This is a genomic window from Gelidibacter salicanalis (genome assembly GCF_007997285.1).
Classification (GTDB): domain Bacteria; phylum Bacteroidota; class Bacteroidia; order Flavobacteriales; family Flavobacteriaceae; genus Gelidibacter; species Gelidibacter salicanalis.
Genome location: NZ_VORX01000007.1, coordinates 18024 through 44255, shown reverse-complemented (window position 1 = coordinate 44255; position 26232 = coordinate 18024). Strand labels below are relative to the sequence as shown.

The following is a 26232-nucleotide window of genomic DNA, read 5'->3' as shown; positions in this document are numbered from 1 at the left end:
GCCGCCTTGGGTCTTTGAAAGAAAAAAGCATTGCATAGAAGAATATTTATCCTAAATTTGTAAACCAAATACGTTTGGAAAACTATGAGCCAAAAAGTTCTACTTAACGCAAAAGAGATCAATATCATTCTCCATAGATTGGCTTGTCAACTGATTGAAAAACACAACGATTTTAGGGATACCGTACTCATTGGCATTCAGCCCAGAGGAAAATTCTTAGCCAACAGACTTGCTCAAATATTAAAGGAAGACTATAAGATTAAGCACATTCAGTTAGGTCATTTAGATATAACTTTTTTTAGAGACGATTTTCGCCGTGGTGAAAAGCCTTTAGAGGCGAATACTACAGAAATCAATTTTATTGTTGAGGACAAGAATATTGTCTTTATTGACGATGTGCTTTATACAGGCAGAAGTATCCGTTCCGCTCTTACTGCTATTCAATCTTTTGGACGTCCTAATGAAATTGAACTCCTCACGCTTATCGATCGACGTTTTAGCCGACACTTGCCCATTCAGCCCAACTATAAAGGGCGACAAGTAGATGCTATTAATAAGGAAAAGGTAAAAGTGAACTGGGTAGAAAATGAAGGTGAAGATGCCGTGTATTTAGTGGAAGCGTAACTATGGACCGTATAATTAATAGAGTATAAATACAGCAAACAATGAGCGAATTAAGTGTCAATCACTTATTGGGAATTAAATATCTGAATTCACAAGATATCCAACTTATTTTTGAAACTGCCGATCATTTTAAGGAAGTCATTAACCGTCCGATCAAAAAAGTACCCTCGCTCCGAGATATTACCATTGCCAATTTATTTTTTGAAAACTCCACCCGTACCAAGCTCTCTTTTGAATTGGCCGAAAAACGACTCTCCGCAGATGTCATTAATTTTTCAGCCTCACAATCATCCGTAAAAAAAGGAGAAACCTTAATTGATACCGTTAACAATATTTTATCCATGAAGGTGGATATGGTGGTCATGAGACATCCAAACCCTGGGGCCAGTGTTTTTCTTTCGCAACATGTCAACGCAAGTATCATTAATGCTGGAGATGGCGCCCACGAACACCCTACACAGGCTTTGCTAGACAGTTATTCCATTAGGGAACGATTGGGTCAGGTGCAAGGAAAAAACGTGGTCATTGTAGGCGATATATTGCACAGCCGTGTGGCCTTGTCCAATATCTTTGCCTTACAGTTGCAAGGCGCCAATGTGATGGTGTGCGGTCCAAAAACGTTACTACCGAAATACATCGATAAATTAGGCGTGAAAGTAGAAACCAACCTAAAAAAAGCGTTGCAGTGGTGTGATGTTGCCAATATGCTTCGTGTGCAAAATGAACGAATGGATATGACCTATTTTCCATCCACCAGAGAATATACACAACAGTATGGGGTAAATAGCGCATTGCTCAATTCCTTAGATAAAGAAATAACCATTATGCACCCGGGACCAATTAACCGTGGGGTGGAAATTACGAGTGACGTTGCCGATTCTAAACAAGCCATTATTTTAGATCAAGTTCAAAATGGTGTGGCCATTAGGATGGCAGTCATTTACTTATTAGCTTCAAAAATTAAACATTAAAACACACAGCTATGCTTTTTGACAAAGACAATAACATCACCCTTATAACGCAAGAAAAAAGTACCATTGTAGAATTGGTAAAAAAACTTCAAGCAACGTATCCAAAATTTAAAAACGATGATGTCATTATAAATTTATCCGTGATTCGCGACGTAAGTTTACAAGATATTATCGAGTTTTTAGAACTGTCCAACATGCACCGTCGCGCCAAACATTCCTTTGTAATTGTGACGAATAAAATCAATATTGAAGAAACACCAGACGAGATTATGGTGGTTCCGACGCTTAAAGAAGCGTATGATCTTATTGAAATGGAAGAGATGGAGCGCGATTTAGGCATCTAAAATTAGGTTATAGGTTGAGGAGTTCAAAGTTTAGATGTACTTAGTGTAAAGGCCTCAAAATTTCTATGGGACCGGTTCCAAATTCATAAACTTAAAATTTTTCATATCAGACATCAGCGTGTCATCAACTCCTACCTCTAAACTTATAACATGAAACTCAACATACTCGGGTGCTTCAGCGCCACTCCAAGAAGGGATACCAATCCTACGGCTCAGGTTTTAGAGATCAATAATCATCTGTTCTTGATTGATTGTGGTGAAGGCACACAGGTAGAGTTACGCCGCAATAAAATTAAGTTTGCCCGTATCAAACATATTTTTATTTCCCATTTGCACGGCGATCATTTTTTTGGACTGGTCGGATTGATTTCTACATTTCGACTGTTAACGCGTGAAACAGAATTACATATCCATTGTCCAAAGGGATTGAAGGAAGTCATTACGTTACAAATGAAATTGGCAGATTCTTGGACCAATTACCCGCTCTATTTTCATGAATTGACTTCTGACACTTCAGAGCTTATCTTTGAAGATGAAAAAGTTGAAGTGTGGACCATTCCTTTAGACCATCGGATCTATACCAACGGATTTTTATTTAAGGAGAAAGAAGGTGATCGCCATTTAAATATGCCTGCAGTCATTGAAGCTAATATTGATATCGCGTACTACAATAAGTTAAAACAAGGTCATGATGTATTAAATAATGACGGCGTACTCATTGATCATAAGAAAGTAACAACAGCGCCAAACCCACCAAAAAGTTACGCATTTTGCAGTGACACGGCATATAAGGAAAGCATTGTACCTATTATAAAAGACGTTGATGTGCTCTATCACGAATCGACTTTTTTAGAAAAACACGGACACTTAGCACCAAAGACTAAGCATTCAACGGCTAAGGAGGCTGCAACAATAGCAAAAATGGCCAATGCAAAAACCCTTATTTTAGGTCATTATTCCACGCGTTACGACGATTTGAATGAATTTAAGCAAGAAGCAGAAACCATCTTTAAACCGGTAAAGCTTGCCAAAGACGGGAAATTTTTCAATTTTGAGTAGTTGCAATTCGCAATGTCTTTCTTAATTTCTGAATGAGTGGGTCATTCTGAAATCTGTACGGATGTGCTAACCATATTTTGCTTAAATTTATAGCCGATTACGCTTCCATAAAATACACACATTTCCTTTAATTTAAAGTTAGCACACATGAATACAGACTTAGGGAATTACCGAAAATCTTACGAGAAACAGGAATTGTTAGAATCTAATATTAGCGACAATCCGTTAGAGGTGTTTCAAAAATGGTTTCACGAGGTGGACACTAATTTTAATGAAGGAGAAACCAACGCCATGACCCTTTCAACATTGGGCTTAGACGGTTTTCCTAAAAGTAGGGTAGTGCTGCTTAAAAAATTTACTTATGAAGGTTTTATCTTTTATACCAATTATGAAAGTGAAAAAGGAAAGGCCATCCTGCACAATCCTAAACTATGTTTATCTTTTTTTTGGCCAAAGGCTGAACGTCAGGTCATCATTAAAGGGATAGCTGAAAAAATTGCTCCAAATATGAGCGATGGGTATTTTGAATCGCGCCCTCGCGGCAGCCAATTAGGGGCATTAGTATCCCATCAAAGTGACGTGGTAGCTAACAGAAAAGTTCTTGAAGATAACCTGCGACAACTTGAAGCAGAATTTGAGTCTAAAGAGATTCCCCGACCAGAGCATTGGGGAGGATTTATAGTTAAGCCAATTTCTATGGAGTTCTGGCAAGGTCGCCCTAATAGGTTGCACGACAGGATACGGTTTACTTTAAATGCCGAATTTGATTGGGTAATGGAGCGTTTGGCACCCTAAGTTAACTATATTTTACAAAGGACTACCTTGCTGAGAGCAAGAAACACCACTTCTTTTTATTTTAGATAATTATCGAAAGTTTTACATCTGACTTTACTTAGGTTTGGAATGATTTCGCTATGATTCCCCTGATCCCAAAATTACGATCGTTTCATAAATTTTAAGAACATATCTTAAGATATCTTAAAATAGTTATCTCAGATGACATTTTTGTTGACGTTTAAGAGCTGATTTCAACGACGAAAAGTCAAATTAACACTCCTTAACGTGTATTTCATCGATGATTGACCTATAAAATCGATTAAGTGTATGTTTTTCACCGATTTTAACATTTATTTAACAGTTGTTCTCATATAGTCGTCTAATTTAGCTCCACCAAACCCAATTAGCTCACCTATGAAACGCAAACTATATCTACCATTCTTGGCCTTATTAGCTGTATTAACATTTTCATGTTCATCAGAGGTTAGTGATGATACAAGTCTTGATCAAACTGTTCTGATTGCTCCAGCTACCAAAATTATCGAGGTAGAAATTTTAGAGCTGATCAATAACCACAGAATTGAATTATCATTAGCACCACTAAAATATTTAAGTGTTATAAAATCTGTAGCATTTACACACACGGACTATATGGTCTCCATCAATCAAGTGAGCCACGATAATTTTTTTGAGCGTAAAGAACGTTTGGTAGAAAATGCAGCGGCGATAAAGGTTTCGGAAAATGTTGCTTACGCGTACAATTCAGCAGAAACTGTGGTTAATGCATGGTTAAATAGCCCTGGGCATAAAGCCATAATAGAAGGCGATTTTACAGATTTTGATATCTCAGCAGAAAAAAATTCTGAAGGTAAATGGTATTTTACCAATATCTTCATTAAACGATAGTAGACAATTGATTTTTAAGTTAGTTATTTTGAAAAGAACCACTCCTCCCTGAGTGGTTTTTTTGTGCTGTAAAGTGACAGATTGGAATGTGATGACAGAGTGTGTAATTCCGACAACTTTTGGACTTCATCCCAATTATTGCGTAATCTTAAAATCCCAAAATTTCTAGATTTGATCCTTTTTTTTGACGAAGGCATCAGATGCCTTCTATCTGTTTTTTAAATAGCTCTTCTGTACAGTTGTTTTTCTAAAGTTCTATTTACAGTCTTTCAAAGTTCCGACTTCCAATAACATCTTGTCCAAAGCAGGCTCATCCAGGAAATAAGAAAAGTGATCTTTTTTTAAGGTTAATGACAACTTAGTCGTGTTAATTAGATCGTATTTCAGAACATGTATTTCCTTTTTTATATCATTTACTAAGGTAGTTTCCAAGCCTCTTAACAATTGAGTTGAAGGTTTTCTTATAAACTGTTTTTCAATTTTAATGTCATGTGCGACACCTTTAGTCGCTAAGTTTTTAATGTCAAAATCGTTTTGGCCTAAGGCTGAAATAGGTAATATGAGCACTATTGAGAAGATGAATAATTTCATTGTTTCTAGAATTTAAAAATTTGGACCACTGACAAAATAGGTGATGATCAGCAGCGGATTACATTTTTATTGAAGCTAACAAATTTCTACCATCTTTCCTATTAATTTTTCCTGTTCGATTAAGGAAAAGTTCTAATACTGCTTTAATACATAATTGTTAAATACACTTAAACCTGACAATGCAAAACAAAAAAAGCAGACTCCTCAGTCTGCTTTTTTCTCTAAAATTTAAATTTTTGGTTATCTTTTTAAGATGTAGAAGTATGAACGCCTGTTCAATTGATGTTCTTCTGAGCTACATTTAACGCCGTTAGAACATTTGTTCAACAATTGAGATTCTCCGTATCCGATAGCACTTTCAATACGTTCAGCCGTAATGCCACGAGATAGAATATAATCTCTGGTCGATTTTGCTCTGCGGTCAGATAATTTCATATTGTAGCTATCACTTCCTCTACTGTCCGTATGGGATTCAATTTTAATCACCATTTCAGGATGTTCTCTCATCACATCAACGATATGCTCTAATTCATACTCAGCATCTGTTCTGATGTTCCATTTATCGAAATCAAAGAAGATAGGATTGATGACAATTTGGTTGTTATCAATTAACGGGATTAAGTAAAGATCTGCTTTGTTAACCTTTCCATCTTCAAAAGAGGTAACCACTTTCTTAAGGTCGTCCTTATAATCTTTTTTACTACCTAACACTGTATAGCTTTTATCACAATCAGCATCAAATTCATATGCCCCTGTAACAGTCGTAATAACGGTCGAGATAATTTTCCCTGAGCTGTTAATCAATTTTACTTCAACGCCAGCAAGAACCTCATTTGTTTTTGCATCTCTGGCGATGCCTTCAATTTTTTGCTGACATGGTTCAGCGTTAAAACCATAAATGTCATCGCTACCTTTTCCGCCTGGTCTGTTAGAAGAAAAGTATCCTGTATCGTTACTATCGTTTTTAAAGAAGGCGAAATCATCGTATCCACTATTATAAGGCGCTCCTAAATTTTCTGGTTCGGCATTGTCATCTTTTAGGATGTTCGACTTATAGATGTCTAAAAGGCCTAAATTTAAATACCCATCAGACGAAAAATAGAAGGTACTGTCTTTAGCTATAAAAGGAAACATTTCACGGCCTTCAGTATTTACTTTAGGGCCTAGATTTTTAGGTTGGCCGTATTTCCCATCTTCTAAAATATCCACCACATAAATATCGGTTTGACCCAATCCGCCCTCGCGATCAGATACAAAATAGAGTTTTGTGTTATCTGGACTTAAAGTAGGGTGGCCATTAGAAAAATAATCATCATTAAAAGGAAGTTCTACAATAGCTTCCCATTGATCTTCCTGTAAGCTAGCCTTATAAAGTTTTAAATGTGATGTGCCTTTACGGTCATAATCCAATTTATTTCTTTTGTCAACATTATCTCTCGTAAAGTAGATGGTTTGGCCATCATTTGTAATCGCCACTGAAGCTTCATGGTAAGCAGTGTTGATTTTCGATGATTTTATAAAATCAGGTTCGCCATATTCCTTTTTACCTTCATTATCGGTTACCGAAACAACAAAAAGATCTAAGAAAGGTTCGTCATTCCATCCGTAATTTTTTTTCAAGTCGGCATGCCTGGAGGAGGCGAAGTACATGTTCCCATTGGCGGTATAGCCACCAAAATCAGAGAAGGGCGTATTGAAAGCCAAATTTTCAATTTCAACCACTACGTCCTCGGTGGAGGCTAACTCTTCATAGATGTCTAAATTATTGGCGTCAAAGTTTTTCACACGACTGTCTCCGGATTGGATTTCTTTAAACTTCACCAACCATTTGTCCGCCTCAACATAATTTCCAATACTTCTTAAACTCTGAATGTATTTGAAAATGTATTCTGGATTAATTGAGTTGTACTTGTTTAGAGCTTTACCATACCACAAAGCAGCTTCTTGAGACTTTGAGTTGTTGTAATAACAATCTCCCAATCTGGTTAAAACATGGGCACTACTGTCGCCTTTTTTGACGGCTTCTTCGTAGAGTTCAGTTGCTTTAACATAGGCGAAATTCTCGAAGAATTTATCGGCCAATTTTTTTTGAGCAACCATGAACGTGCTACTAAGCGCAAAAAGAAATATAAATAATTTTGTTTTCATAGTTATAAGTTTTAGAAGTATCGAGGCGATTTAATACGTTTACTTTTAAAGATTTCGAACATTAGCAGGATTTCATGTGTTCCACTAGTATAAGGTCTTAAATCCGAGAACGGATATTCATAAGCATAACCTATACGCAATTGTTTAGATACCTGAAAATCTGCAATTCCACTTAATGCGGATGTGTTTTCATCAATTCGATATCCTCCACCAATCCAAAATACTTCATTGAAAAGAAAGTTGGCAGTTAAATCTAAAGATAATGGAGCGCCATTGGTAGCTTTCAACATAAATGCTGGTTTAAATTTGGTTATTGCACCAAGATCGAATACATACCCTCCAGTAAAATAGTAGCTCAATCGTTCTAAAGCTTCAAACTCCTGCTCACCATTATAATCCGTGTTTAATAATCGAGGCGCTGAAAGACCGAGGTACCATTTATCAGTATGCCAATAGGCACCAGCACCTACATTTGGTTTCCATCTGTTTTCGTAACCATAAATGACAGGATCATCAAACTCAGCTTCCCTGAAATCAGGGTCAAGGCTAAATCCGGTAAACCCAGCTTTCAGACCAAAAGCCAATTTGGTATTCTGACCTGTTTGTATGGTGTATGAAAAGTCAGCATAAACGTATTGGAAATTTTGGTATCCGAGTTCGTCATTAACAAATGACATTCCTAAACCAATCTTCTCATTACGCAATGGCGCATGTACAGAGAGTGTTTGGGTAGTAGGCGCTCCTTCGAGGCCTACCCATTGACTTCTGTGCAAGCCTACCATACTTAAGGTCTCACGACTTCCCGCATAGGCCGGGTTTATTGAAATGGTATTATACATATACTGTGTAAACTGTGGTAGTTGTTGGGCAACTCCCACCCAGCTGGTGAACAGTATGAAAACGATGATGTTAAACTTTAAAAATTTCATAGGTTAAAATTTATTTGGTTGCAACGTAGATTGGACCTGCAAAAGGCTCTAATCCACTATTTTTTAGGTTAACGACGTAATAGTATGTTCCGGTTGGTACAAAATTTGAATTACCAACTGAAGCTTTAGAAGAGGTTCCATTCCAATCATTCTGGTAGTTTTTAGATTCGTAAATCATAGCACCCCAACGGTTGAATATTTGTAACTCTACCGTAAATCCACAAGATTCGACACCAGTGATTGTGAAGAAATCATTCTTACCATCCAAATAAGTAGTCACTGCCCTCGAAATAATTACATCCTCTGCACCACATGGTAACACCACACAGTCATCATGTAAGGTAATGTTCACAAAAGTTTCAGATGTACAATAGTCATCAGCCAAGGTGTATTTAAAGGTGTAAGTTCCCAATTCTAAATTGTAAGGATTGAAGATGCTACCATCAATGGTTGCATTACCAGTTTCAACTGACCAAGTTCCATTGGCATCGTAAGTTCCACTGAACAAATCGAAGAGATTGAAACTGATGTCATCTCCATTACACAATTCAGTATCCATTGCAGATATGACAATAGTAGGGCTTACATTAATTACTTGCGTAAATTCCGCATCATTACCACAAGTATCAGATACCGTCCAAGTTCTAGTAATTACATAAGTCTCCACACCTTCAGTAGCCGTTGAAGATTCATCAAATACGACAGTAATGTTATTAGAGCAAGCATCTTCAAACACTAAATCTGGGACGCTTGGAATATTATCACAAGCAATAGAAATTTCTGTATCATACGCATTAACTAAACTAGGCGCCGTTGTATCCATGACATTGATGGTTTGTGATGCTGTTGAAGCATTGCCACAAGCATCTGTCGCTGTCCATGTTCTGGTGATTAAATAATCACCTGCGCACGCACCATTTGATGTAACATCAACAAAAGTTAAGGTCACTTCAGACCCACAAGCATCTGTAGCAATTGCTTGCGCAAAGTTTGGTGTTACTGCACAGTCCACAGTAGTCTCAGCTGGTAAGGCAGCAAAAACAGGGGCGGTGTTATCTTGTACGTTAATCGTTTGAGATGCTGTAGCAATATTATTATTAGCATCCATAGCTGTCCAAGTTCTTGTGATAGAATACGTTCCTACACAATCGCCATTAGTCGTAACGTCTGTAAACGTTAAAGTAACTTCAGATCCACAAGATCCAGTAGCTGTTGCTTGCGTAAAGTTAGGTTCAGCACCACATTCTATTGTGGATTCAGCAGGTAATGCTGCGATAGTGATCTCAGAATTAGTTTTAACATTGATGGTTTGTGATGCTGTTGAAGCATTGCCACAAGCGTCAGTTGCTGTCCAAGTTCTAGTAATGGCATAAGCACCTGTACTGTCACTTTCAGTTTTAACATCTGCAAAAGTCAGCGTCACCTCAGACCCACAAGCATCCATAGCGGTAGCTTGTGCAAAGTTAGGTTCTACACCACATTCTACTGTAGATTCCCCAGGTAACGCAGCGATAACAGGAGCAGTCGTGTCTACAACATTAATCGTTTGAGAGGCAGTAGCTGTTTTACCATTAGCGCCCTTAGCTGTCCAAGTTCTAGTAATTGTATAAGTACCTGTACAGTCGCCTTCAGTGGTAACGTCTTCAAAAGTTAGGGTCACCTCAGCGCCACATGCACCTGCAGCTACTGCTTGCGCAAAGCTAGGTTCTACACCACAGTCAACTGTCGATTCAGCAGGTAAGGGAGCGATAACCAACTCAGTATTATTTTTAACAGTAATGGTTTGTGATGCTGTAGAAGCATTGCCACAAGCATCAGTTGCTGTCCAAGTTCTAGTAATGGCATAAGCACCTGTACTGTCACTTTCAGTTTTAACATCTGCAAAAGTCAGCGTCACCTCAGACCCACATGCATCCGTAGCGGTAGCTTGTGCAAAGTTAGATTCTACACCACATTCTACTGTAGACTCCCCAGGTAACGCAGCGATAACAGGAGCAGTGATGTCTTGAATATTGATGGTTTGTGATGCTGTAGAAGCATTGCCACAAGCGTCAGTCGCTGTCCAAGTTCTTGTGATGGTATAAGCACCTTCACATTCGCCGGCAGTTTTAATATCTTCAAAGGTTAAGCCTACTTCAGATCCACAAGCATCCGTGGCAACAGCTTGTGCGAATTCTGGTGTCACTGCACAATCTATGGTAGTTTCACCAGGTAAGGCTGCAAATACTGGTGCAGTCGTATCTGAAATTGTGTAAGTAGCAGTTGTGCTGCTAGTGTTTCCACATCCATCTGTAGCTGTAAAAGTAATAGTACCTGAAGTATTACAAGCTTCAGAAAGACTTGTAAACGTATTAGTCCATATTACTGCAGAACAGGTATCCGTAGCTGTAGCACCACCATTGGTATCTAACCAATTTTGGAAGTCCTTCATCGTATCATCATTGCCACATTCAGCGGTAAAATTAGCTGCTGGTGTTACTACTGGTGCCGTCGTATCAATAATGGTGTAAGTTGCACTAGTAGTGCTCGCATTACCACAGGCATCAGCTACTGTAAAGATTACAGTTATTGGTTCATTACAATCTGAAACAGAACCATCATAGTTGTTAGTCCAAGTTAAGTCAGTTGCACAAGCATCAGAAGCAGAAGCCCCCCCGTTGTTTGCCAACCAAACGTCCAAAGCGCCATCAGTGCCATTAACACTACACTCTACAACCAGATTACTGGCAGCAGTATCGATAATTGGTGCGATAGTATCCAATATTGTTATAAACTGAGTTGCTGTAGTAGTCAAACCACAAGAATCTGTTGCAGTCCAAGTTCTTTCGATAATTTTTGTGTTTCCACAAGTATCTAAGGCATCAGCATCTACATATGTCACAGAAACAGCGCCGCAAGCGTCAAATGCGTCGGGAACTCCAGTAGCAGACGGATCAGTAGATTCCGAACATTCTACCACAGCATCTTCTGGCGCGGTGATTGTTGGAGGTGTTGTATCCACAATAGTAATGGTTTGGGCTGTGGTAGAAGTATTTCCACATTCATCAATAGCAGTCCATGTTCTGGTGATGCTTTGTGTGTTACCACAACCTGCAATCGCACTGTCCTCAAAAGTGATTACTACGTTACCACAACCATCGGTTGCGGTAGCTTCTCCAAATCCGCCATCGCTCATACGCGATAAGCCTGAACATTCTAATGTCACATCAGCAGGAGCCGTAATGACTGGTGCAGTGGTATCAACTACATTTATGGTTTGCGCCGCAGATACTGTATTTCCACAAACATCTGTTGCCGTCCAAGTTCTTGTAATCGTCTGGGTTGCGCCACAAGCGTCTACAGCTGCATCTAGGTAGGTAAGGGTAACGTCACCACAGGCATCAGTTGCTGTTGCCAAACCGGTAGCGTCAGGATCAGTGGATTCTGAACATTCTACAGTGGCATCCGCTGGTATCGTTAAGGTAGGTGCAGTAGTATCTGAAACTGTAATAGTTTGCGTACCAGTGCTTGTATTTCCACAAGCGTCTGTAGCTGTCCAAGTTCTTGTAATTACTTGAGTTGCTCCACAATTTTCTACACTTGCATCTACATAGCTTATGTCTACTGTGCCACAAGGCTCATTTACTGTTGCAATTCCTGTAGCAGATGGCTCTAATGAAGTGCCACATTCTACCTTTACAGCAGTAGGTAAGACAAGTTTTGGTGGTGTGGTGTTTTCAATGGTGAAAGTTTGTGTACCAGATGCTGTTTGATTACAAGCATCAGTAACCGTAAAAGTTCTGGTTACAATGAGTGGGCAAGTGCCTGACGTCGTGTCGCTATAGCTTACAGTATTAATTCCATCTCCAGTTATGCTTCCACCTTCCGTGATAAATTGAGAAGTACTGATGGTTACTGCAGTTTCACTGTAAGTTAATGCAGATGTGATATCAGTCTCCGCACATCCAACCACGTCTACAGCTGCAGGAGCAGTGATAGCGATAGGGCTGGATGTTTCAGCAGTGATATTGAAAGTCGCTGTAGTCGTACAGTTTGAATTGGCATCTGAAACGGTTAGCACATATGTGCCTGCAGCAGCATTTCTCAAATCTTGCGTTGTAGCAACTTGCGTGCCGTTCATTTCCCAAACATAGGTGTAGTCACCTGATCCGCCAGCAACTGAAATGTCTAAACTTCCACTGTTGGAGTCGAAACAAGACGCATTAATTTGATCTTGTAAAGTAATGGTCAATCCATCGTTGACGGTTACCGTAAGTGGTGTTCTGTTAGGATTAACACAGTTTTCAGCTGGACCTTCAGAAACATAATACGTAAATGTACCGGTAACGCTAGTATCTGGTGTTAATGAAGTTTGAGCTACGGTATTAGGATTGTTATCTGCATAATAGAATACAGTATAATTAGGATTGCTAGCTTGTGCAGATAATGGATTGGCTGTCTCACCTACGCAATACGTTACATTTGTTATTGAAGGTGAAGAAGTAACTTTAGTGACTTCAATAGTCAAAGTATACGTACAGTTGGTCACTCCTGGAGGCACGGCATAATAAGTAGTCACACCAATAGTCGCAGGAAAAGGGTTGGATGCGTTGTACTGAATAGAGGCATCAGTGACAGGAACAGTATCATAAAATAAGGATCCTGGAGGGAACTGTGCTGCTATTTCAGAAACAGGAATGCTGTTAGATTCTAAATTGCAGAATAAAAAGTCTCTAGATACTGAAATGTCGCTACAATTATCAAGAATGAATTGTTGAGCATCAATATTGATGACAATTGGGTCCGTATTAGGGATGCCTTCGCAAACGCCATTGTCGTCATAACCTTGAATTAATGGTAGGGTAAAGTTGATTCCTGAAGTGGCACCGGTTCCTGAAATTGTACCGCCTAAAATGATCACTTTAGGACCACAATCTGAATTTACTAAAATAGAACAATCTTCTGTTGTTTTTAATTTGAAACGTAGGCTTGCCAATAATTTGTTGATGTCAGCATCTAAAGGAAGATAAGCAATATCCCACACAATAGATCCGGTTGCTCCCAAATTAGGATCAAAGTAAGGTGCTGTAGCCTCAAACAGGCTGTCGTATTCATTAAATGTAATACTACCTGGCACAAATTGAGACGTAAATGGAATCGGAATAACCACTTTGGCGTTTTTAATAGGTTCTGTACCTTTATTTCTAATGTCTAAATTGTATAATAACTCATCTCCAGGTAACGCTACATAAGGTGCTGTAGCTGGTGATCCTTGAATCTCAACTACAGATAATAGACCTTCTGCTTCCGGAACGTAAGAATCTACGGCAAAGGTGATGTTGAAAATGGCATAGGTATCTTGCGTAGATCCATATTGAAATTGAGCAGAAGTTTGATTGTTGTTGATAATTGCTTTATCCGCATTATCTAAATCGAACATGCTAATGTCAATTCCAGTATTATTGAGGAGGTAAGGAATTCTATTTCCCGGCGTTTGGATGGACGAATTGAAAAAGTTGCTAGCACTGTTTAAACCATGCTCTAAAGCGGTATAAATATTATCGCTATTTCTTCTAATTTTAAAATAATCTCCGGCAATAATTCTATCACCTTCACCTGCCATAATACCAAGTTTTACTTTAACTGGGCCTTGTTGTGTGGTGTTGAAACCAGAAACATCCAATAAATAACTTTGAGTAATACTACTGTCTACAAAAGCATGACCATCAAATACAGTAATATCTTTCCAACTCATTTCTGAATTTTCGTAGACTACAACCATACCCCAGCCACCGTAATAACCAATGCCGTCACCATCTCCTTCAACAAGTGCCATATCAGCAATGTGGTACAAGCCATTTTTACCATTAGTTTTTACGTAGTCCGTAATGTCTACATACGCTGAAAATATGTCGTTATCAAAACCTGATGGATAGTAAATATCTGTTGGTTTAGCCATTAGCTGAGTATAACCAGAGGCATTTGGGCCTTTAATAGAGACCTTTCTTTTGTTGAAAGTTTTGGTACGCTCAACAGTTTCGTTATAAGTATCCGTAAAGGTTACGGTAAGGTGTGCCCTGTTTTCTGGAAACACTTCTAATCGACTGACTTTAAGTACAAAGTCTGAACCTGTGTAGATAGTATAAGGCGATTTTAAAATGGCAGAGGCATTACTTAAACTTGTTAAAGCAATTTCTGTTTGAGGCCCATTATTGACAGAAACCTTTAAAGTTGTTTTATTGTCATTTTCACCCTTATTAAAATAGAACTTAACCGTATTGCCGCCACCGTTAGAAGTGAAGGTATAGGTGGTCAGACTACTTGTATTTGTAATAGCTAAAGTATAGTTTGTATTGGGGATCGCTTCACCATTAAAAATTTGTTCTGTATTGGTCACTTTCTCAGAGATCGTGTTACCGGTTTCAAAATCTTTAGTAATCGTAAAGTCAGTGCTACCGCTAGATCTCCCAGTCCAATATAAACCTGCATACACAATGTTGGTGCATTCTGGACTAATCTGATCAGACAAATTTAACGAGGCAGCTGACGAGTTCCAAGTGCTTGGGTCATTGTCTACGTCAACATATTCCATGTCTTCACTGTTACTGGAATTGTCGCTGTAATTAACTAAAGTTAAGTTGGTATTGCCCAACATGGTAAAATCGCCCTTTACATTGTAAATGGTTTTATCCGGTGTAAATGCTGAGGCTCGGGGTTTAAAGTCAACCTTAACCTGTGCATTCGCAAAAAATGTAGGTGCTAGTGCAAAAACAGTCACCAATACTAGCTGCAGTATTGGTTTAATGTTATAAATTTTTTCAGAGTATAGTTTTTTCATAGTGATAACTTTTAAATAAGTCAGTAGGTATTATGAACGTTGGTAAGTGTTGTAATAAATAATAAGTTTAGGGTCGGCATTTTGAATAAAAGTTCTAATTTGAGCTTCCGTAGCAGGAAATTCACATTTAAGGTAGACATACTTTAAATTATTAAATCCTCTGAGAGCAGCCATATTAAATGGTGTTCTCAAATCGTTCTCTGAAGCCAGATCAATTTTAATCATTTCTACTGTATTGAAAAGCGCGCTGCGTTTAGAAACCACATTAAAGGATTGGGCATCCTTAAATTTCAATACCAGAGGATGTGCTTTACCTTTAACTTTTGATAGGGTATTATTTTTAACATATACCGTCGCATTGAGCTCATACAATAAATCTGACGGAAGATCCGCAGTCGCTTGAGAACTTCTGTTTCCAACAACAACATCACTCGATATAAACCTATCTGAGTTGCCAGTTAAATTATGGATGACGTTATCTTGGGAAAAACAGGTTCCTGAGAAAAGTCCGATAAGCATAAGGCTACTTAATAACTTTGTTTTAAATTTGGTATTCATAGTCCTAGATATTTAATAAACTGATTATTTTAACACTCTATTAATTTGTAAACTTTATATGCAAATTCCTATAATGGCGGATGGCCAATACGATTTTAGTTTAGCGTTGACGGAAATGCCTGAAACTAATAATAGAATTTGTAAATATTTTGAGGGAAGAGGTTGCGGAGGGCAACACGTGGTTGGATTGATTAACATGTTTTAGATTTGGGATCATAACATTGATTATTTTTGACAAAGCAACAGATAACTAATAGGTAAAACAAAAATAAATGTTAAAGGGCTTGAAATAATCGTTAAAACGGACATGCTCAGCACATTAACGTTAATAACAGCACTTAATCGAACTTATTATGAAGAGTATCGTATTTATCAGGCATGCAAAGTCCTCTTGGGAGCAGGATCTCACTGACTTGAAGCGTCCTTTAAGTTCTAGGGGCATCAGTGATTCCAACCTTGTTTCAAACGCTTTTGGGGATTTTGATTTTTATCCTGATATTATTTTTTCAAGCCCAGCAAACAGAGCTTTAAGTACTTGCAAAATTTTCATGGAGAATTTACATTATCCGGACAGCTTGCTGCGTATTGAAGAGCAAATTTATGATTTCGGAGGTAACCGTGTGTTGCGCTTCATTAAAAGCCTCGACACTACCCAAAATAAGGTAATGATTTTTGGCCACAACCATGCCTTTACGGAATTGACTAACAGTCTGGGAAACCAGGCTCTGGATAATTTGCCAACCTCCGGAGTTGTGAAAATTAATTTTGACATTTCATCTTGGCAAGACATTCAAAAAGGTAAAACAGAGCTGATTTTGAAACCTAAGGATCTTCGTTGATATGATACTTAAATTTCTCCTTTAAAGCTCCTTTAAAGCTCCTTTAGAGGGACCTAAATGCCTAATATTATCAAATAATTAATCCTGATCATCTCTCTTTATTTTGAGTTAGAAATAGAATATATTTGTCAGAGATTAAATACAGTTCGCACTTCATGGTTACAGATATAAATTCCAATACATACATCAATAGAGAGTTGAGCTGGCTACAGTTTAACGAACGTGTTTTACAAGAAGCGGAAGACGAGAATGTTCCATTAATTGAACGGCTTCGGTTTTTGGGTATCTTCTCCAATAATTTAGACGAGTTTTTTAAAGTGCGGTACGCTACCGTTAAACGTATTGATGAGGCTGGAAAAACCGGTAAAAGTGAGTTGGGCGGCATTTCAGCCAGTGAATTATTAGAAATCATCACGCAAATTGTTATCAAACAGCAGAGTGATAGTTTGCATATTTTGGCTACCATCCACAAGCGTCTTGAAGATGAACAGATTCATATGGTCAATGAAACGCAAATTGATGAAGCCCATCACAAGTTTATTAAAAATTATTTTATTCAATATGTGAGTCCAGCATTGGTGACCATCATCTTAAGCGATTTGGTGAAACTTCCTACCTTAAAAGACAGTGCCGCTTATTTGGCGGTAAAGATGGTTTTAGCCAACCAACAAAAGCAATATGCACTTATAGAAATTCCAAAATCCATGGACCGGTTTGTGGTGCTTCCTAAAAAAGGTCAGGATAATTATATTATTCTATTAGATGATTTGCTGCGTTATTGCATGGATGATATATTTAATATTTTTGAATATGAATCCGTTTCTGCACACATGATCAAAATTACTCGGGATGGCGAACTGGATTTTGAGAGTGATTTAAGCAAGAGTTTTATTGAGAAAATATCTGACAGCGTCAAACACCGACAAACTGGAGAGCCGGTGCGTTTTGTGTATGATAAAACTATTGATGAACAAACCCTGTTGTTCCTGATGAATATGATGGGAATAGATTCTAAGGACAGTGTCATTCCTGGGGGGCGTTATCACAACAGACGTGACTATATGGATTTTCCAAGTTTGGGAAGGACTGATCTGTTATACGATAAGATCAAGCCATTACCCGTAAGAGGCTTGAGTTTGGAACGCAGCATCTTTAAAAATATCGCTAAAAAAGATTATTTATTACATACGCCGTATCACACGTTTTCCTACATTGTTAAGTTTTTAAGGGAAGCCGCCTTAGACCCTAAGGTGAAAAACATAAAAATTACCATCTACCGTTTGGCGCAAATTTCGCACGTGGCGAGCTCATTGATTAACGCCGCTAAAAATGGTAAAAAAGTGACCGTGGCTATAGAGTTGCAGGCTCGTTTTGATGAGCAGGCCAATATTGATTATGCTGAACAAATGGAAACGGACGGTGTCAATCTCTTATTTGGGGTTAAAGGCCTTAAAGTGCACAGCAAAATGTGTGTGATAGAACGTGAGGAAAATAATAAGATTAAGCGATATGGCTTTTTAAGTACGGGGAATTTTAACGAATCGACCGCTAAATTGTATACTGACTTTACCTTGTTTACTTCAGATCAAAAAATTTTAAAAGATGTGGTTAAGGTCTTTGATTTTTTTGAAACCAATTATAAAATTTTTAGTTATAAGCACATCATTGTTTCGCCCCATTATACAAAAACTAAGTTGTTTAAACTGATCGATACGGAAATTGAGAACGTCAAAAATAAAAAACCTGCTTTTATTAAATTGAAGTTGAACAGCATTTCAAGTTATATGATGGTGGATAAACTTTATGAAGCCAGTAGGGCGGGCGTTAAGATTCAGATGATTGTAAGGGGAATTTGTTGCTTAGTTCCGGGAATTAAAGGGATGAGTGAAAATATTGAGGTGGTGAGTATCATTGATAAGTTTTTGGAACATACCAGATTATTGATATTTTGCAATAATAATGACCCCAAAGTCTTTATTTCATCCGCGGATTGGATGTCGCGAAATATTGAAAACCGAGTGGAGGTCACCTGTCCTATTTATGATAAAGATATTAAACAGGAATTACTGGATGTTTTTGACATCTCTTGGAGTGACAATGTTAAGGCACGACTGCTTTGCGGGTCGCACGAAAACAAATACAAACGTAATGATTTGCCAAAGGTTAGGGCGCAATTTGCCATTTATAATTATTACGTCGATAAATTAGAAAACTAGACTATGCTGACCATAAAAAAATATGCTGCCATTGACATTGGATCAAATGCGGTGCGGTTGCTTATTTCAAACATCATTGAACAAAAAGGGAAACCGACCCTCTTTAAAAAGAGCGCTCTAGTTAGGGTGCCCATCCGGTTGGGAGCAGACGTCTTTTTAAATCAAAAAATTTCTAAAGAAAATGAATTGCGTTTAATTGATACTATGAACGCCTTCAAATTGCTGATGAAATCCCATAAGGTGCTGGCTTATAAAGCCTGTGCTACCTCGGCCATGCGCGAAGCTGAAAATGGCAGTGAGGTTGTTAAACTGATTAAAAAACACGCCAAGATTAAGATTGATGTTATTGATGGCGAAGAGGAAGCCGCCATTATTGCTGCAACTGATTTGAACAGTTTTATCGATAAGAGTAAAACCTATTTATATGTTGACGTAGGTGGGGGGAGTTCAGAGTTTTCTGTTATTCATCAAGGTCATACCACAGCCTCTAAATCCTTTAAAATCGGAACTGTTCGATTGTTGAATGATATTGTACAAAAAGACGCCTGGATAGAGTTGGAATCTTGGATTAAACAAAACACTAAAGATTTCGAAAAAATCGATCTTCTGGGTTCTGGAGGCAACATTAATAAAATCTTTAAAATTTCAGGAAAAGCTTTAGGTAAACCGTTGACCTATTTTTACTTGACTTCCTATTATAATATGTTGCAAACCTATAGTTATGAAGAGCGCATTACAGAATTAGATTTGAATCAGGATAGGGCAGATGTGATAATTCCGGCAACCCGAATTTATTTATCCGCCATGAAATGGAGTGACGCAAAATACATTTATGTACCTAAAATTGGACTTTCAGATGGGATCATAAAAAGTGTTTATTTTGGATCAGTTTCAAGTGTCAACCTTGTCTAGTTTAGCAGTTTGTCTTCTTTTTAAGGTGACATATCTAATATTTGATTAAAATAATTATTTTCAAATTATATTCACGGTCTCAAATCACTTATTATGAAAAAAATATTTACGCTATTACTTGTCGTAGGCCTGTCGACTTATTCGTTTTCTCAAGACCTTAAATACGGTGTCCATTTTGCTACCAACATCTCTAATATGGACTATGAAGAGGACGGGATTCAATCTAACCCGCATAGAAATGGTTTTGTATTTGGCGCTTTTGCCGATTTCGGATTGACTGAACGTTTGGCCGTTATGACGGAGTTGCAATATTCTCCAGAAGGGGCTAATCTGCAATATTTTAAAACCGACTATATTAATCTGCCGATCATTCTTAATTACGCTATTGTTGGAGGATTAAAGCTAGGTGTGGGGCCTCAATTAGGAGTAAAAGTGCACAAGCATGACGACGGATTCAAAAATTTCGCGTTCTCCGGCGTTGGTTTTGCTGAGTATATGATTACTGACGAAATTGGTGTGGATTTCCGTTATCTATACGGAATTTCCAATGTATTTGATGACGCATCTCCATTAGAAGCGAGACAAGGTGTGATGCAGTTTGGATTTACATACAGACTCTAATTGCTTTACTCAACTACTAAAAAAAGCTCCAAATTTTGGAGCTTTTTTTATGACCATACGTGAGCAAATTTTAAAAATTTATTAGCCGTGAATGGTTTCGCTTTTACTCAAATTTTTCATTATTTCTGCTTCATAGTCTAAGAGATCATTCCACTTTTGATCAACCTCCTTACGATCGCCGTACTGTCTGGCAAATCCTAAAAACATGGTATAGTGATTGGCTTCACTCACCATTAATTTCCGATAGAATTCTGCCAGTTCTTTATCTTCTAATTCTTCAGAAAGCAAACGGAAACGTTCGCAACTGCGCGCTTCAATTAAAGCCGCGTATAGCAAGCGGTGCACGAGTTGGGTGGTTCTGCTGCCACCTTTCGGAAAGAACGTTATCAATTGAAGTACATAATCATCTTTTCGGTCTCTGCCCAAAATCCAGCCGTTTTCTAATATCTTGTCGTGCACCATTTTAAAATGACTAATTTCTTCCTTTACTAAAGCTACCATTTCTTGCACTAAATCTGTATATTCCGGAAAACTAACGATTAATGAGATTGCTGTACTAGTAGCTTTTTGTTCACAATAAGCGTGGTCCGTTAAGATGTCTTCTATGTTTTTTTCTACAATATTGACCCAACGTGGATCTGTTGGTAATTTAAGTCCGAGCATATTCTTATTTGGTATTATTTTGACCATCTATAAAAATGGTCTTTTATTTCGTCTTTTTTTTAACTGCGTTCCTCTATTCTAGTCAAGGTTTGTTGACCCTGGGCATTAATAGACATCCGGTACAACTTAAATGCTGATGTCAGCGGGTTCATAAAGGAGATGTCCAAAGTTATATCTTCTAGGGAAGATAATTCCTGATTTACCCACGTATGTTGTAAGGTAGCATGGTCCCAGAAGGGGTCACTATCTATCGCTCTAAAGTGCTGCGCCGAAATATGGGTATGTAGTATATTTTTAGTAGCTGTCGTAATTAAGATTTCTGATTCAAAGACCCGTTGGTAGTGCTGTCGTCCCGGCACGCTTGTCGGAACCAAAATTTGAGCATCCTTCAAGGTGTAATTTTTAATATGCACCTTTACGATATTGGCAATTAATGTATCCGTAACAATTTCCGTATAGGCTTCGGGACTGTGGGTTATAGTAGGAATGGGTACAGCTTTTAAATTAAATTCGGAAACCGCTTTTTGCAAGGATTCTTTTTTAGTTTGCCGGCCATCACAGCTAAAACATACAACAGCTATTACAAAAAGTACTCCTAAAAAGTTTTTCATGGTAGAGGTGATTTATCAATGGCGATTTTTGAAAAATAGGAAACTAAAGTTTATAAATCCAATCCAAAGGTGGATCTTAATAGCTCTATATTTGGATTTTTCTCTTTAAGTTTTTCATATTTTTCGATTGGCGAAAACGCATATTTTTTAGATATTTCCTCGTTGACTTCAATTTCTAAAGATAAATTAAAATTCCGAAGTGATTTTCTAAGATGTTCCATCAACGGAAACTGTGCCCGCTCCAATTCGATTTTCAGGGATTCAATGGGAAATTCAACGTAAATGGCTGTTCCTTTTAAAACAGGTTTACTCATTTCTAACATTGACACCATGATCTTTTCGCCTTTAGCGTTTAAGGTTGAAATGTAAGAAGCCCATGCCGCGTTAAAAGCTTCTTGGGTAAATTCCTCAGCAGGCAAATCATTAGGATCAATGACCACCTCCATTTGCTTAATCAAGTGCTCTTTTTTAGCCTTGATACTTTTTAAAGATAACCCAGAGGTACGCTTATTATCTAGCTTGAGATCAATTTTAGGAATGGTTGTCTGGGCATACGGATTCTGTGTCGCGTTTGGTTTAGCTTCTGGAGCAGGCTGAACGGGTTCTGCCACTACATTGGACGCTTCAACTTCTTTTTTAGGAAGGGTGACGGGAACAGGTGTAATGCCTTTGGCTTTAAAATAAGAAGCAGGAATTATGTAATGTTTGCTATTTTTTTTTTCTCCATCAAAAGTGATAGAGGCAAGCTGCATTAAGGTCAGTTCAACGAGTAAGCGTTGATTCTTACTGTTTTTAAATTTGAGATCGCAGTCGTTAGCTAACTCAATGCCCTTCATCAGGAACTCATAGCTGGCTTTTCTGGACTGTTCCATATATTTAAGTTTGGTGTCCTCTCCAACCTCGAGAAGTTCAATAGTATGCTCATTTTTACAAACCATTAGATCTCTAAAATGAGATGCCAAGCCCGCAATATAATGATGCCCATCAAAACCTTTTGATAAGGTCTCATTAAACTGGATGAGCAATTCTGGAATTTTATTTTCTAAGATGAAGTCGGTGCTTGTAAAATAGGTTTCGTAATCTAAAACATTTAAGTTTTCAGTTACTGCCTGTCGGGTTAAATTTTTACCAGAAAAACTGACCACCCTGTCAAATATCGATAGGGCATCTCGCATGGCGCCATCGGCCTTTTGGGCAATGATGTGCAGCGCGTCATCTTCCGCATCAATTCCTTGTTCGTCGGCAATGTACTTTAAATAGTTTTTAGCATCTTTAACGGTGATGCGTTTAAAGTCGAAAATCTGACACCGGGATAAAATCGTTGGAATGATTTTATGTTTTTCCGTAGTGGCCAAGATAAAAATACAATGCTTTGGTGGCTCCTCGAGCGTTTTCAAAAACGCATTAAAGGCGGCCTGAGAAAGCATATGCACCTCATCAATAATATAGACCTTGTACTTACCAACTTGTGGCGGAATCCGAACCTGATCCGTTAAATTTCTGATATCATCAACCGAGTTGTTCGACGCGGCATCCAATTCAAAAATATTAAAAGCGAAATCTTCGTCTTCCTGCTCGGTGCCATCACTATTGATCATTTTTGCCAAGATACGGGCGCAGGTTGTTTTACCAACACCACGTGGCCCAGTAAAGAGTAGGGCTTGGGCTAAATGATTGTGTTCAATGGCATTTAATAACGTATTGGTAATAGCCTGCTGCCCCACAACATCCTTAAATGTCTGGGGTCTATACTTGCGTGCCGATACGATGAAATGTTCCATTGATTATACTCTAGTGATGCCGACATTTTGAGATGTCAAACTAGAAGTCACAAAGTTATAAAATCAGTTTTAAATATGCAGCTACAATGGCCGATTTTAGTATTAGTTATCAACAAAAAATGTTAGGAGTTTCGGCTGTTGAAATTCTGTCAAACGTTGCCAAAACTTAAGTTGATATAAGTGGTAATTTAAGGCTCTTAAAACGTTAAGCAGATCAAACTTTACATTAACTTTGTCCCCAAGTAAATCGCCTTATCGCTGAATGTTCAATTTAATTGGACAATTGGAGGAAAGTCCGAACACCGTAGTGCAACATAATGGTTAATGGCCATCGGTCGTGAGATCAGGAAAAGTGCAACAGAAAGTATGTACAGGTCATGCTGTAGTGAAACCAGGTAAACTCTATGTGGTGCAATGTCATGTAAACCAACGCTGCTTGCTCGCTGTTTGTTTTTAACAGATAGTGGCAGGCGAGAGGGCGGCACGCTCGATTGTTGGAGGGTAGACAGCTAAAGTGTGCTGGCAACAGTACACTCAGATAAATGATAAGGGTCGCGGCTCGATAATTATCGGGAACGTGATACAGAATTCGGCTTATAGATTTACTTAAACAAACAAGCCCTTTGGAAATTTCCAAAGGGCTTTGTTTTTATCTAAAGGATATGAATGAGATTAACCAATGGTCAAGGCCGGTCTTTCAAAATAACTAAATAAGCTACTGCCATAATTTTTCGAATAACTAAAATAGGGAAGAGTTGAAAGATCCATTTGCTTAGCGCTTTCTACAATTAGAACCCCGTCATCCTCCAAAAGGTTATTTTGAAACACCAATTCCGGAATTTTCGTGAATTGTTCTAAACTGAACGCGTAAGGTGGATCAGCAAAAATGACATTCACCTGTAATTTGGTAGTTTCCAAAAATTTAAAAACATCACTCTTTACCGTTTTTATGTCCATTTCAAATTCTTCAGCAGTTTTATTGATGAACTTGACACACCCAAAATCTTCATCTACAGAAGTGATGTGGGCCGTCCCTCTCGATGCAAATTCGAAACTGATGCTTCCTGTTCCGGCGAAAAGATCTAAAACAGAAATTTCGTCAAAGTAAAAATTATTGTTTAGGATATTAAAGAGTGCCTCTTTGGCCATATCCGTGGTGGGACGCACCGGCAAGTTTTTAGGCGGTGTAATACGTCTTCCTTTAAATTGACCTGAGATTATTCGCATGGATTGAAACTGTTTAAAATAAGGGTGTGTTGGTGCTTTGACACTTGGAGATCTAACTGATCAAACGTAAATTTTTCTGATGGGTGTTCAAAAGCTACAAATCTGATATAGGTATATAATAGTTTATAGAGTGGATCATCCTTCTCAATCGTACCAGATAGTTTAACCTTTAAGTTTTCTGGGTTCAACTTAAGTTGCTCAACGGCAAAAAGAATATAATAAATAAAATCTTCTGAGGTAGTATATTCAAAAGAATTATAGAGCTGGAGTTGTCCTTGTTTAAGCACAACCATTTCGTAATGAAAGGGTGCAATATTTAGATACATATGGTCCTCTTCTACATCGACCTCGTTTTTTAAGGCATGTTCTATCAAGATTGTTGCTGCATGTTTGTACTCAAATGCTCCGTAAATTTCAAATATATAATTATTGATATTCACATAAGGTACAAAAACATTCACACTTTTATTGGCGGCAATAGTATCGTGAGAAATAAAATCAGTTTTAATGATTTTAGAACTGAACTTTAAATAATCGGCAGAATGCGCTTCATTAAAAAACTTTTCAGGCACCAGGTTAGAAAGCTCATTTTGAAACAGTACTAAAACGCTGTCAAAAGTTTCGTTAAGGGAAGACTCTTCTGCGATGGCGTTTTTAAGATGCTCTAAAACGGCTTCCGGAGTAAGTTTTGTTTTAAAATCGAAGCGTTTTAAATACACAACTTTGCGGTCAGCACCATTTAGGATACAAAAAGAAAGTCCACTCAAACTAATTTGAATGGACAGTTTTTTTAAGAGAATTGATTCCAATTTAATCTTTCGTTGAATAATTTTTTGGCCAGTTTCCGTTAGTCTTAACTTCATCCATAGAACCTACCATAAGTTTCGGTCCGTTTACACCATCAACAGAAATCACTTGCTTTTCTTTAGCGACTAAGTTAGTGTCTTCACCATCAAGAATAAGTGATTTATCTACACTAGCTTCAAATACCGGAATATTATCTAACATACCCGCTTTTAATGTAAACTTAGTACCTGGTTTACCTACTGGCACATTCATCATGGTTTTATAACGTGTATCTGCACCAAATAAAGAGTCTTTTACAGAAACAGTACCTAGAGTATCAATAATAATAATCTCTTTAGTCATGGTAACCCCACCGAATTTTTTTGTTGCTTCTGCATCAAATACGGTAGAATCTTTACGTTGTGTAATAGTATAATGTGCGGTATCAATAAATTTTACTAAGGCGTCAAAGCTATCCGTAAATTTTCCGTTAACTTGCTTATAAGCCATTTCTGAATCTCTAATGTCAATTAGTTTTTCAATAACTGCCGCATAGCTTTTATCTTTACGTTTATTAAATTCAATTTCGCCGTACACTGACATGAAAGTTGAATAGCCTAAAAAAGCAATAGCTGCCCAGAGTACAATATGTAAAATTGGCTTAATTTTTTTAGGAACAAATTTGTCAATCAACCAAACGATTCCAATCGTAAGAAGGATAACAATTACAATAGCAATAATTACTGTTAGCATAGTTTGTGAGTTTATTTTTATAAATGGTCTAACGCAAATCTACAATTTTTTTTTATTCACGAAAACCAAACCCTATAAAAATGATTAAATTAAAAAAAG

22 protein-coding genes and 1 other RNA gene are annotated in these 26232 nt (G+C 37.8%); 12 read left to right on the top strand and 11 right to left on the bottom strand.

Annotated elements, in window-relative coordinates; all coding sequences use genetic code 11:
- The first annotated feature begins 84 nt into the window (after positions 1-84).
- The 6 genes from pyrR (at position 85) to ES711_RS13410 (ending at position 4681) form a co-directional block, all read left to right on the top strand.
- Positions 85-624, top strand: coding sequence for a bifunctional pyr operon transcriptional regulator/uracil phosphoribosyltransferase PyrR (pyrR, locus tag ES711_RS13435; RefSeq protein WP_146893821.1), 540 nt, complete (start codon positions 85-87; stop codon positions 622-624).
- Positions 625-665: 41 nt separating this feature from the next.
- Positions 666-1595, top strand: coding sequence for an aspartate carbamoyltransferase catalytic subunit (locus ES711_RS13430; protein ID WP_146893820.1), 930 nt, complete (start codon positions 666-668; stop codon positions 1593-1595).
- A gap of 11 nt (positions 1596-1606) precedes the next feature.
- Positions 1607-1939 carry a ribonuclease Z gene (locus ES711_RS13425; protein ID WP_146893819.1) on the top strand — a complete coding sequence of 111 codons (333 nt, stop codon included), beginning with the start codon at positions 1607-1609 and terminating at the stop codon, positions 1937-1939.
- 150 nt (positions 1940-2089) lie between these two features.
- Positions 2090-2998, top strand: coding sequence for a ribonuclease Z (locus ES711_RS13420; protein ID WP_146893818.1), 909 nt, complete (start codon positions 2090-2092; stop codon positions 2996-2998).
- 147 nt (positions 2999-3145) lie between these two features.
- Entirely contained in the window at positions 3146-3793 is a 648-nt protein-coding gene (gene pdxH / locus ES711_RS13415) for a pyridoxamine 5'-phosphate oxidase (protein WP_146893817.1), read from the top strand.
- A 396-nt stretch (positions 3794-4189) separates the two neighbouring features.
- Entirely contained in the window at positions 4190-4681 is a 492-nt protein-coding gene (locus ES711_RS13410; protein WP_146893816.1) for a CAP domain-containing protein, read from the top strand.
- Between the two features lie 255 nt (positions 4682-4936).
- On the opposite strand, the gene ES711_RS13405 is transcribed toward ES711_RS13410, so the two are convergent.
- The 5 genes from ES711_RS13405 to ES711_RS13385 form a co-directional block, all read right to left on the bottom strand.
- Positions 4937-5272, bottom strand: a complete 336-nt coding sequence (locus ES711_RS13405) for a hypothetical protein (protein WP_146893815.1) — start codon at positions 5270-5272, stop codon at positions 4937-4939.
- A 240-nt stretch (positions 5273-5512) separates the two neighbouring features.
- Complete coding sequence (locus ES711_RS13400) at positions 5513-7420, bottom strand: OmpA family protein (RefSeq protein WP_146893814.1); 1908 nt, start codon at positions 7418-7420, stop codon at positions 5513-5515.
- Positions 7421-7431: 11 nt separating this feature from the next.
- A complete protein-coding gene (locus ES711_RS13395) occupies positions 7432-8349 on the bottom strand; it encodes a PorP/SprF family type IX secretion system membrane protein (protein WP_146893813.1) in 918 nt (305 codons plus the stop codon).
- A 10-nt stretch (positions 8350-8359) separates the two neighbouring features.
- Positions 8360-15166, bottom strand: coding sequence for an HYR-like domain-containing protein (locus tag ES711_RS13390; protein WP_146893812.1), 6807 nt, complete (start codon positions 15164-15166; stop codon positions 8360-8362).
- Positions 15167-15196: 30 nt separating this feature from the next.
- Positions 15197-15724, bottom strand: a complete 528-nt coding sequence (locus ES711_RS13385; RefSeq protein ID WP_146893811.1) for a hypothetical protein — start codon at positions 15722-15724, stop codon at positions 15197-15199.
- Between the two features lie 58 nt (positions 15725-15782).
- Between ES711_RS13385 and ES711_RS16290 the strand changes: the two genes are divergently transcribed.
- The 5 genes from ES711_RS16290 to ES711_RS13365 all read left to right on the top strand — a co-directional run bounded on the left by ES711_RS16290 (position 15783) and on the right by ES711_RS13365 (position 20312).
- Complete coding sequence (locus ES711_RS16290) at positions 15783-15929, top strand: hypothetical protein (RefSeq protein WP_170245273.1); 147 nt, start codon at positions 15783-15785, stop codon at positions 15927-15929.
- 148 nt (positions 15930-16077) lie between these two features.
- Positions 16078-16563, top strand: a complete 486-nt coding sequence (locus tag ES711_RS13380; RefSeq protein WP_146893810.1) for a SixA phosphatase family protein — start codon at positions 16078-16080, stop codon at positions 16561-16563.
- A 155-nt stretch (positions 16564-16718) separates the two neighbouring features.
- Entirely contained in the window at positions 16719-18779 is a 2061-nt protein-coding gene (gene ppk1 / locus ES711_RS13375; protein WP_146893809.1) for a polyphosphate kinase 1, read from the top strand.
- A gap of 3 nt (positions 18780-18782) precedes the next feature.
- Positions 18783-19691 carry a Ppx/GppA phosphatase family protein gene (locus tag ES711_RS13370; RefSeq protein WP_146893808.1) on the top strand — a complete coding sequence of 303 codons (909 nt, stop codon included), beginning with the start codon at positions 18783-18785 and terminating at the stop codon, positions 19689-19691.
- Positions 19692-19784: 93 nt separating this feature from the next.
- The gene (locus tag ES711_RS13365) at positions 19785-20312 is read left to right on the top strand and encodes a porin family protein (RefSeq protein ID WP_146893807.1); all 528 of its coding nucleotides are present in this window, start codon (positions 19785-19787) and stop codon (positions 20310-20312) included.
- Positions 20313-20393: 81 nt separating this feature from the next.
- Here ES711_RS13365 and miaE read toward each other — a convergent pair whose 3' ends face one another.
- Genes miaE through dnaX form a run of 3 tightly spaced genes read right to left on the bottom strand, consistent with a single transcriptional unit; the run spans position 20394 to position 23367 of the window.
- Entirely contained in the window at positions 20394-20975 is a 582-nt protein-coding gene (gene miaE, locus ES711_RS13360) for a tRNA-(ms[2]io[6]A)-hydroxylase (protein WP_146893924.1), read from the bottom strand.
- A 59-nt stretch (positions 20976-21034) separates the two neighbouring features.
- Positions 21035-21586 carry a hypothetical protein gene (locus tag ES711_RS13355; protein ID WP_146893806.1) on the bottom strand — a complete coding sequence of 184 codons (552 nt, stop codon included), beginning with the start codon at positions 21584-21586 and terminating at the stop codon, positions 21035-21037.
- Between the two features lie 50 nt (positions 21587-21636).
- Positions 21637-23367: a DNA polymerase III subunit gamma/tau gene (dnaX, locus tag ES711_RS13350; protein WP_146893805.1), complete on the bottom strand. Its 1731-nt coding sequence runs from the start codon at positions 23365-23367 to the stop codon at positions 21637-21639.
- A gap of 239 nt (positions 23368-23606) precedes the next feature.
- Between dnaX and rnpB the strand changes: the two genes are divergently transcribed.
- An RNA gene (rnpB, locus tag ES711_RS13345) (RNase P RNA component class A) lies at positions 23607-23980 on the top strand.
- Between the two features lie 59 nt (positions 23981-24039).
- Here rnpB and rsmD read toward each other — a convergent pair.
- From rsmD to ES711_RS13330, 3 genes are read right to left on the bottom strand one after another with little or no spacing between them, the layout of a single operon-like run.
- Positions 24040-24594, bottom strand: coding sequence for a 16S rRNA (guanine(966)-N(2))-methyltransferase RsmD (rsmD, locus tag ES711_RS13340; protein ID WP_146893804.1), 555 nt, complete (start codon positions 24592-24594; stop codon positions 24040-24042).
- The gene (locus ES711_RS13335; RefSeq protein WP_170245272.1) at positions 24585-25403 is read right to left on the bottom strand and encodes a DUF3822 family protein; all 819 of its coding nucleotides are present in this window, start codon (positions 25401-25403) and stop codon (positions 24585-24587) included. The genes rsmD and ES711_RS13335 overlap by 10 nt, the downstream gene beginning before the upstream one ends.
- Before the next feature lies 1 nt (position 25404).
- Positions 25405-26133, bottom strand: coding sequence for a hypothetical protein (locus tag ES711_RS13330; protein WP_146893802.1), 729 nt, complete (start codon positions 26131-26133; stop codon positions 25405-25407).
- Positions 26134-26232: the final 99 nt, after the last annotated feature.